The organism is Paracoccus angustae, assembly GCF_042648745.1.
GTDB classification, from domain to species: Bacteria; Pseudomonadota; Alphaproteobacteria; order Rhodobacterales; family Rhodobacteraceae; genus Paracoccus; species Paracoccus angustae.
Genome location: NZ_JBHRXY010000031.1, coordinates 22,876 through 31,759 on the forward strand (window position 1 = coordinate 22,876; position 8,884 = coordinate 31,759).

Annotated in this window: 10 protein-coding genes and 1 pseudogene; 6 read left to right on the top strand and 5 right to left on the bottom strand. The window is 65.6% G+C overall.

Going from position 1 to position 8,884, the window contains the following annotated elements:
* Nucleotides 1-112 precede the first annotated feature (112 nt).
* A complete protein-coding gene (locus ACFOM8_RS18935; RefSeq protein ID WP_377763806.1) occupies nucleotides 113-1,708 on the bottom strand; it encodes a phosphoenolpyruvate carboxykinase in 1,596 nt (531 codons plus the stop codon).
* 209 nt (nucleotides 1,709-1,917) lie between these two features.
* Here ACFOM8_RS18935 and ACFOM8_RS18940 point away from each other — a divergent pair, with 209 nt between their 5' ends.
* The 6 genes from ACFOM8_RS18940 (at nucleotide 1,918) to ACFOM8_RS18965 (ending at nucleotide 5,162) form a co-directional block, all read left to right on the top strand.
* On the top strand, nucleotides 1,918-2,328 hold the full coding sequence (locus ACFOM8_RS18940; protein ID WP_377763807.1) for an HPr kinase/phosphorylase: 411 nt from the start codon (nucleotides 1,918-1,920) through the stop codon (nucleotides 2,326-2,328).
* Between the two features lie 41 nt (nucleotides 2,329-2,369).
* Entirely contained in the window at nucleotides 2,370-3,368 is a 999-nt protein-coding gene (rapZ, locus tag ACFOM8_RS18945; protein WP_377763809.1) for an RNase adapter RapZ, read from the top strand.
* Nucleotides 3,365-3,787: a PTS sugar transporter subunit IIA gene (locus tag ACFOM8_RS18950; RefSeq protein WP_377763810.1), complete on the top strand. Its 423-nt coding sequence runs from the start codon at nucleotides 3,365-3,367 to the stop codon at nucleotides 3,785-3,787. Before rapZ ends, ACFOM8_RS18950 begins: the two co-directional genes overlap by 4 nt.
* Nucleotides 3,784-4,062, top strand: a complete 279-nt coding sequence (locus ACFOM8_RS18955) for an HPr family phosphocarrier protein (RefSeq protein ID WP_377763811.1) — start codon at nucleotides 3,784-3,786, stop codon at nucleotides 4,060-4,062. The genes ACFOM8_RS18950 and ACFOM8_RS18955 overlap by 4 nt, the downstream gene beginning before the upstream one ends.
* Nucleotides 4,063-4,677 carry a TetR/AcrR family transcriptional regulator gene (locus ACFOM8_RS18960; RefSeq protein WP_377763813.1) on the top strand — a complete coding sequence of 205 codons (615 nt, stop codon included), beginning with the start codon at nucleotides 4,063-4,065 and terminating at the stop codon, nucleotides 4,675-4,677.
* A gap of 104 nt (nucleotides 4,678-4,781) precedes the next feature.
* Nucleotides 4,782-5,162: a DUF2852 domain-containing protein gene (locus ACFOM8_RS18965; RefSeq protein WP_377763814.1), complete on the top strand. Its 381-nt coding sequence runs from the start codon at nucleotides 4,782-4,784 to the stop codon at nucleotides 5,160-5,162.
* Between the two features lie 33 nt (nucleotides 5,163-5,195).
* On the opposite strand, the gene betC is transcribed toward ACFOM8_RS18965, so the two are convergent.
* From betC to ACFOM8_RS18985, 4 genes and pseudogenes are all read right to left on the bottom strand, one after another.
* Nucleotides 5,196-6,719 carry a choline-sulfatase gene (gene betC, locus ACFOM8_RS18970; RefSeq protein WP_377763815.1) on the bottom strand — a complete coding sequence of 508 codons (1,524 nt, stop codon included), beginning with the start codon at nucleotides 6,717-6,719 and terminating at the stop codon, nucleotides 5,196-5,198.
* Nucleotides 6,691-7,623 (bottom strand): choline ABC transporter substrate-binding protein, encoded by a 933-nt coding sequence (gene choX / locus ACFOM8_RS18975; RefSeq protein WP_377763816.1) that lies wholly within the window; start codon nucleotides 7,621-7,623, stop codon nucleotides 6,691-6,693. Before choX ends, betC begins: the two co-directional genes overlap by 29 nt.
* A gap of 85 nt (nucleotides 7,624-7,708) precedes the next feature.
* On the bottom strand, nucleotides 7,709-8,584 hold the full coding sequence (locus ACFOM8_RS18980) for a 3-hydroxybutyryl-CoA dehydrogenase (protein WP_377763818.1): 876 nt from the start codon (nucleotides 8,582-8,584) through the stop codon (nucleotides 7,709-7,711).
* A 147-nt stretch (nucleotides 8,585-8,731) separates the two neighbouring features.
* A pseudogene (locus ACFOM8_RS18985) lies at nucleotides 8,732-8,884 on the bottom strand (electron transfer flavoprotein subunit alpha/FixB family protein); the annotation flags it as partial.

The following is an 8,884-nucleotide window of genomic DNA, read 5'->3' on the forward strand; positions in this document are numbered from 1 at the left end:
AAACAGGCATGGATCCGGTATTCCCCCGGGTTGCGTTCTCTGCACGCACCGCGATTTTCAAAGCGAAAGGCCGCGCAAGCCGCGCGGCCTTTCCCCTTCGATCCCGGCCGGTTCAGCCGATGGCCGCCGCCCGGACCTCGTCGTCGATGGCTTCCAGATACTGCGCAAAGTTGTCGCTGAACATTCCCACCAGCTTGGCGGCCTGCTTGTCGTAGGCGGCGCCGTCCGCCCAGGTCTGACGCGGATCCAGCAGCCTGTCCTCGACGCCGGGCACGGACACCGGAACCTCGAAGCCGAAATTCGGATCCTTGCGGAACTGCACGTCGTTCAGGCTGCCGTCCAGCGCCGCTGCCAGCAGGGCGCGGGTCGCGGCGATGGGCATCCGCTTGCCGGTGCCGAAGGCCCCGCCGGTCCAGCCGGTGTTGACCAGCCAGCAGCTTGCGCCGTGCTGGGCGATCTTTTCCTGCAACAGCTTGCCATACACCTCGGGGCGGCGGGGCATGAAAGGAGCGCCGAAGCAGGTCGAGAAGGTCGGGACCGGCTCGACCACGCCGACCTCGGTTCCCGGCGTCTTGGACGTGAAGCCCGACAGGAAGTGATACATGGCCTGCGCCGGCGTCAGCCGGGCGATGGGGGGCAGAACGCCATAAGCGTCGCAGGTCAGCATGATGACGTTGCGGGGATGCCCGCCCAGGCTGGTGTCCGATGCGTTGCCGATCGCCTCCAGCGGATAGGCGCAGCGCATGTTGTCGGTGATCGAGTTGTCCTCGAAATCCAGCTCCAGCGTGTCGGCGTCGAAAACCATGTTCTCGATCACGGTGCCGAAGCGCGAGCAGGTGGCGTGGATCTCGGGTTCGGCCTTGGGCGACAGGTTGATGGTCTTGGCGTAGCAGCCGCCCTCGAAGTTGAAGATGCCCTTGTCCGACCAGCCGTGTTCGTCGTCGCCGATCAGCACGCGCGAGGGGTCGGCCGAAAGCGTGGTCTTGCCGGTGCCCGACAGGCCGAAGAAGACGGCGCTGTCGTCGGGATTGCCGATGGCGTGGTTGGCGGAACAATGCATCGGCATGATGCCCTTTTCCGGCAGCAGATAGTTCAGCAGCGTGAAGACCGACTTCTTGTTCTCGCCCGCATAGGCGGTGTTGGCGATCAGGATCAGCTTCTTGCTGAAGTTCAGCGCGATCACGGTTTCGCTGCGGCAGCCGTGGCGTTCAGGATCGGCCTTGAAGCCGGGGCAGTTGATGATGGTGAAGTCGGGCGCAAAGGTTTCCAGCTCGGCCGCCTCGGGGCGGCGCAGCAGGTGGCGGATGAACAGCCCGTGCCAGGCCAGTTCCGTGACCACGCGCACGTCCAGGCGGTTGTCGGCATCCGCGCCGCCGAACAGATCCTGCACGAAGTAGTCGCGGCCCTTCATGTGCGCCAGCATGTCGGCGTGCAAGCGGTCGAAGGCCTCGGGCGACATCGGCTTGTTGTTGTCCCACCAGATCGTGTCCTCGACCTCGGGGGTGCGGACCACGAACTTGTCCTTGGGCGAACGTCCCGTATGCGCGCCGGTGGACACCAGGAAGGTGCCGCCCAGGCCCAGCGTGCCTTCGCCGCGCGCGACCGCCTCGGTCAACAGCGCCGGTTCCAGCAGGTTGTAATAAACCCGGCCGAGGCCCTCGATCCCCTGATCCTCAAGCTTGCAGTTCGGGTTTACGCGCATGGCCATGGTTTCGACGCTCCTTATCAGATTTGGCTTGCGACACTTTCGTGAAGCAGTATGGGGCGGCTATAACACGGCCCGAAGGGCAAAAAAGAAGTTGGCGCGAACAGTTAGCGGAAACAGATGATGTTATCGCAAACAGGCATGCCGCGGTCTGTCGTCTCAACCTGACGTTAGCATGATCGCCCCAGAATCGGGACAGGAGGTGATTCGCCATGCAGCTTCACGCGACCACGATCGCTCTGGACGGCGCCGGGCTGCTGATCCTGGGGCCGTCCGGTTCGGGCAAGTCGTCGCTCGCCTTGCAGTTGATGGCCGCGGGCGCGGTGCTGGTGGCGGATGACCGCACCGACCTTTGCCGACAGGGGGACGCCATCGTCGCCAGCTGCCCGCCCGCGCTGCTTGGCCGGATCGAGGCGCGCGGTGTCGGCATTCTGGCCGCCCCGCCCTTTGGGCCGGTCCGTCTGGCGCAGGCCGTCGATCTGGGCGGCGGGGCCGAGGATCGCCTGCCACAGTCGCGCAGCTATGATGTCCTGGGGGTGGGCTTGCCCCTTGTCACGGCCCCTTATCGACCGCATCTTTACGCTGCGCTGCGGCAGCTTTTGCTGGGGGGCCGCGTCGCGTGACACAGGCTACAAGGGCTGCGGAGGCCCGACAGGCAGGAAAGATGGTCGATTTGGCCGGCAGTCCCACCGACACAGGATCGGCTGACGCGCTCTCCGATGCGGTGCAGCGTCTGGTGCTTGTCACCGGACCGTCGGGGGCCGGGCGGTCCACCGCGATCAACGTGCTGGAGGATCTGGGCTACGAGGCCATCGACAACCTGCCCTTGTCGCTGATCCCCCGGCTTTTGGACGGGCCAAGCCGCCCCGTTCCGCTGGCGCTCGGCCTTGACGTGCGCAACCGCGACTTTTCGGCCAGCAACGTCATCGAACTGATCGACAAGCTGACCCGCGATCCCCGTTATACCCCCGAGGTTCTGTTCCTGGACTGCGCGCCCGAGGTGCTGGAACGCCGCTACAACGAAACCCGCCGCCGCCATCCCCTGGCGCCCGACAGCGCCCCGGCGGCCGGCGTCACGGCGGAACTTGACCTTTTGTCGCCCATCCGGGCGCGCGCCGATGTGCTTGTCGACACCTCCGAACTCTCGCCCCACGACCTCAAGGCCGAACTGACGCGCTGGTTCGACATCCGGCCGAACGGCAGGCTCAGCCTGTCCCTGCATTCCTTCAGCTACAAACGGGGGGTGCCGCGCGGCATCGACATGATGTTCGACTGCCGCTTCCTGGCCAATCCGCATTGGGAACCGGACCTGCGGCCGCTGACGGGACGCGACCCGGCGGTTCAGGAATACGTCGCGGGTGATTCGCGCTTCGCGGATTTCCTGGACCGTGTGCGCGAAATGATCCTGTTTCTGCTTCCGGCCTATGTCGAGGAAGGGAAGTCCCACCTTGCGGTCGGTTTCGGATGCACCGGGGGGCAACATCGTTCCGTCACTTTGGCTGAAAAGGTGGGTCTTGCGCTTGCGAAGGCAGGCTGGCCGGTGTCAATAAGGCACAGGGAACTCGAGCGTCGCATACCGGCGCCGTCGGCCTTGGGCGATGCGTCCGGCATCGTTCAAGAGGCGGGCCGGTTGCGCGCTATTGAACGTGGTGGAACGCGTTGATTGGAATCGTGATCGTGGCGCATGGCGGGCTGGCGCGAGAATATCTCTCGGCGGTCGAGCATGTGGTGGGTCCGCAAAGCGGCATTGCAGCCGTCGCGATCGAGGACGATCACGACCGCGCCGCCAAGACGGCCGAAATCCAGGCGGCGGCCAATTCGGTGGACGACGGCAACGGCGTCGTGGTGGTGACCGACCTGTTCGGGGGCTCGCCCTCGAACCTGTCGCTGCCGGCCTGCGCGATGCGCGACCGGACCATCCTTTACGGGGCGAACCTGCCGATGCTGGTCAAGCTGGCCAAGTCGCGCCACCTGCCGGTGCCCGATGCCGTGGCCTTTGCCAAGGAAGCCGGGCGGAAATACATCAACTCCTACAACGTCCCGGTCGAGGCGGCGCTGGACACGGGATCGCGGTTCGGATGAACGGGCCGGTCACGCGCCAGCTGGCGATCATCAACGAAAAGGGCCTTCACGCCCGCGCCAGCGCCAAGTTCGTGGACTTGGTGGAACGCTTCGACGCGCAGGCGCAGGTGGAAAAGGACGGCATGTCCGTGTCCGGCGATTCGATCATGGGCCTGCTGATGCTGACCGCGCCGCGCGGCAGCCAGATCACCGTGACCACCACCGGCCCGGAAGCCGCCGCCCTGGCCGATGCGCTGGAAGCCCTGGTGTCGGATTACTTCGGCGAAGGCATGTAGGTGCCGGACCGCAAATCCTATCACCACGGCAACCTGCGCCAGGCTCTGGTGGATGCGACCGCGACGCTGATCCAGGAAACCGGCCCCCTGGCCTTTACCCTGACCGAGGCCGCGCGCCGCGCGGGCGTATCCCCCGCCGCCCCTTACCGCCATTTCAAGGGCCGCGACGACCTGCTGGAGGAGGTTGCCCGGCAAGGCTTCGTCGATTTCGCGCAACGGCTGGAGCAGGCCTTCGACGGCGGCCAGCCCCGCCCGCTGACCGCCTTCATGCGCATGGGACAGGCCTATCTGGATTTCGCCGCCGAACGGCCCGGGCATTACATGGCCATGTTTGAATCCGGCCTTTCGGTTGCCGGGAATGCCGATCTGTCGGCGGCCTCGGACCGCGCGCAGCGGGTGCTGATCGACGCGGCGGAAACCATGGCCGGACGGCTGCCCCCCGACCGCCGCCCGCCGGCCCGCATGGTTGCGAACCACATCTGGGCCATGAGCCATGGCGTGGTGGAACTGTTCTCGCGCGGCAAGCCCGGCGGCCGCAGTCCCGTCGGCCCGGCCGAGATGCTGGAAAGCGGCGCCCTGATCTATCTGCGCGGGCTTGGCCTGATCGGCGAATAATTTTCGAAGCGCCGCTTGAAGGACGGCCTGCCGGACCCATCTATGTAAATGTGATTAACATTAACATGGGAGGTTCCCCTCAGATGCACAGCGCATCGCACCGCATGCCCGCCTATCCGATGCCCGCCCGTGTCCAGGGGCCGCTGATCCGCGCCCGCGACTGGCTGGACGAACGCGGCAGGGTGGCCTGGATCGCCGCCATGGTCCTCGGCTTTGTTGTCTTCTGGCCCCTGGGCCTGGCCCTTCTGGCCTACATGATCTGGAGCAAACGCATGTTCAGTTGCAGCAACCGCCACAGCCGCGCCCGTTACTCCGCGCCGTCCACCGGCAACAGCGCCTTCGACGCTTATCGCGAGGAAACGCTGAAGCGGCTCGAGGACGAGCATCGCGAGTTCGTGGACTTCCTCCAGAAGCTGCGCGAGGCCAAGGACAAGGCCGAGTTCGACCAGTTCATGCAAAGCCGCGGCGAAAAGACCGAGGCCTGAAAAGAAGGGCCGGGATGACCCCGGCCCTTTCCCCTATTCCCCGCGCGGGAACCGCTGGTTTTCCTCCAGCACGTTCAGGTCCATGTGATTGCGCATGTAGCGTTCGGACGCCAGTTGCAGGGGCTGGTGGTCCCAAGGGTAATAAGCCCCGTTGCGCAGCGCCTCGTAGACGATCCAGCGGCGGGCCTGCGACTGGCGCACCTCGGCGTCGTAGGCGTCCAGGTCCCAGCGTTGCATCGCCATGGCGCGCAGATGCCCCAGCGTGACCGCATGGTCGGGATCGCCCGCCAGGTTCACCCGTTCGTCCGGGTCGGCGTCCAGGTCGAACAGCATCTCGGGATCGGCTTCGCAGGCGATGTATTTCCACTGCCCGTCGCGCAGGGCCACCATCGGCGACACGCTGCCCTCGGCCGCGTATTCCATGGGCACCGGGCCACGATCCGCGCCTTGCGCCAGGGACCGGCCGTCGGTCCAGGGCGCGATCTCGTCCATCGGCAGGCCCGCCAGATCGCAAAGCGTCGGCAGCACGTCGATGGTGCTGACCGGCTGGTCGATGCGGCCCGGCGCCATGCCCGGCGCGGCGATCATCAGCGGCACCCGGGCCGAGCCTTCGAAAAAGCTCATCTTGAACCACATGCCGCGCTCGCCCAGCATTTCCCCGTGATCGGACAGGAACAGGACGATGGCGTCCTGCCGGGTGCGGTCCAGCACGTCCAGGATCTCGCCGATCTTCTCGTCCACATAGGTGATGTTGGCGAAATAGCCCTGCCGCGCGCGGCGGACGTGATCAGCGGTGATGTCAAAGGCGCGCCAGTCGCAGGCATCCATCAGGCGGCGCGAATGCGGATCCATGTCGTCATAGGCGATGGGCGCGGGCGGTTCCAGTTCCGGGATGCCATCGTAGAGCTCCCAGTATCTGCGGCGCGCGACAAAGGGGTCATGCGGATGCGTGAAGCTGACCGTCAGGCACCAGGGCCGGTCGTCCTTGCCGCGCGACAGGTCGTAGAGCTTTCGGCAGGCGTTGTAGGCCACCTCGTCGTCGTATTCGTACTGGTTGGTGATCTCGGCCACGCCCGCGCCGGTGACCGACCCGAGGTTGTGATACCACCAGTCGATCCGCTCGCCCGGTCTGCGGTAATCGGGGGTCCAGCCGAAATCGGCGGGATAGATGTCGGTGGTCAGCCGCTCCTCGAAGCCGTGAAGCTGGTCGGGGCCGACAAAGTGCATCTTGCCCGACAGGCTGGTCTGGTATCCCCCCCGGCGCAGGTGATGGGCATAGGTGGGAATGTCGGACGCGAATTCCGCCGCGTTGTCATAAACCCGCGTGCGGCGCGGCAACTGCCCGGACATGAAGGAGGCGCGCGCCGGCGCGCATAGCGGGCTGCCGGTATAGGTGTTGGCGAAGCGCGTGGACCGTTCGGCCAGCCGTTTCAGGTTCGGCGCGTGCAGGAAGGGGGCCGGGCCGTCGGGGAAAAGCACCCCCGACAACTGGTCCACCATCAGGATCAGGATGTTCGGCTTCACGCGATTACCCGGCCACCGCTGCCTTGACCGCATCGACGCCCGGCTTGCCGTCAAGCGTGGTCACGCCGTCCAGCCATCTGTCCGCAGCCTCGGGATTGGCGGCCAGCCATTCCTTTGCGGCGTCCCTGGCGTCCATGCCGTCGTTCAGGATCTTGCCCATCAGCACGTTTTCCATCTGCACGTCGAAGACCAGCTGGCTGAACAGCCTGGCGGCGTTGGGACAGGCCGCGACCCATTCCTTGCGCGCCAGCGTATGCACGGTCGCGCCGCCATAGTTCGGGCCGAACTGCTTGTCGCCGCCCGACAGATAGGTGATGTCGATGGCCTCGTTCATCGGATGGGGCGCCCAGGCCAGAAAGACCACGGGGCTGTCGCCGCTGCGCGTGACCTGCGCCAGCATCGCCTGTTCGCCGGATTCGACCAGTTCCCAATCGCCCAGGCCGAACTCGTCCGCCTCGATCATCGCCTGGATGGACTGGTTGGCGGGGGCGCCGGGTTCGATCCCGTAGATCTTGCCGCCGAAAGCGTCCTTCTGCGCGTCGAGATCGGCAAAGTCCTTGACGCCCGCATCGGCGCCCGCCTTGTTGACGGCCAGCGTGAACTTGGCGCCTTCCAGGTTCTGCGCAAGCTCCTGGATGGTGCCCGCCGCATCCAGGTCGTCGCGGAACTTCTGCTGGGCAGGCATCCAGTTGCCCAGGAACACGTCGGTCTGGCCGTTCTTCAGCGCCTCGTATCCGACCGGGACCGACAGGGTGGCGATGTCGGGCGTGTAGCCAAGCGCCTCCAGCAGCATCGCCGCCACCCCGTTCGTGGCGGCGATGTCGCCCCAGCCGGGATCGGAATAGCGCACCGTGCCGCAGGTCCGCGCGTCGTCGGCCAAGGCGGCCAGGGCCGTCGCCGCCAGCATCAGGGCGGCCGTCATGGTCAGGGCCTTCATCGTTACCTCCTGTGGTTTTTTGTTTATTCGCTCAATCAAGAACGAATTTCCGCCGCCGTCGCGCCTGAATGCGACATGGCGGGCGTCACCGTGTCGGAACCGGCGTTTCTCCGCGATAGTCGTAGAAGCCGCGTCCGGTCTTGCGGCCCAGCCAGCCGGCCTCGACATACTTGGTCAACAGGGGGCAGGGCCGGTACTTGGTGTCCGCCAGCCCGTCATGCAGCACGTTCATGATGGCCAGGCAGGTGTCCAGCCCAATGAAGTCGGCCAGTTCCAGCGGACCCATCGGGTGATTGGCGCCCAGCTTCATGGATTCGTCGATGGACTTCACGTTGCCCACGCCTTCATACAGCGTGTAGACCGCCTCGTTGATCATCGGCATCAGGATGCGGTTGACGATGAAGGCGGGAAAATCCTCGGCGCTGGCGGCGGTCTTGCCCAGCTTTTCCACCACCTCGTGCAGCGTCCTGTAGGTCGCCTCGTCGGTGGCGATGCCGCGGATCAGCTCCACCAGTTGCATCACCGGGACAGGGTTCATGAAGTGGAAGCCCATGAACTTTTCCGGCCGGTCGGTGCGGCTGGCCAGCCGCGTGATCGAAATGGACGAAGTGTTCGAGGTCAGAATCGTGTGGGGCTTCAGGTGCGGAACCAGATCCTCGAAGATCGCCTGCTTGACGGTCTCGCGCTCGGTCGCGGCCTCGATCACCAGGTCGGTCTGGCCCAGGTCGGCCAGCCGCAGGGTGGTGCGGATGCGGCCCATGGCGGCCTTCTTGGCATCGGCGCCGATCTTGCCGCGGCTGACCTGGCGTTCCAGATTGCGGTCGATCAGGGCCAGGGCCTTGTCCAGCGCTTCCTGGGTGATGTCGGTCAGCAGCACGTCGTATCCGGCCAGCGCAAAGACATGGGCGATGCCGTTGCCCATCTGGCCCGCGCCAATGATCCCAACCGTCTGAACCGTCATCGCCGCCTCATGCTTTTCTGTTGGCGGGACGATAGGGCGGGCGTCGGGATGCTGCAACGCAAAACCGCCCCCGGTGGGGGCGGTCGAGGCTGGGGGACTTCACGTCCCCCAGACCCCCTGTGGGGTATTTTTGCAAAGAAGAAGCTTTCAGAGCTTTTCCGTCATTTCCGGCACCACGGTGAACAGATCGCCCACGAGGCCGTAATCGGCGATCTGGAAGATCGGGGCTTCCTCGTCCTTGTTGATGGCGACGATGACCTTTGAGTCCTTCATGCCGGCGAGGTGCTGGATGGCGCCCGA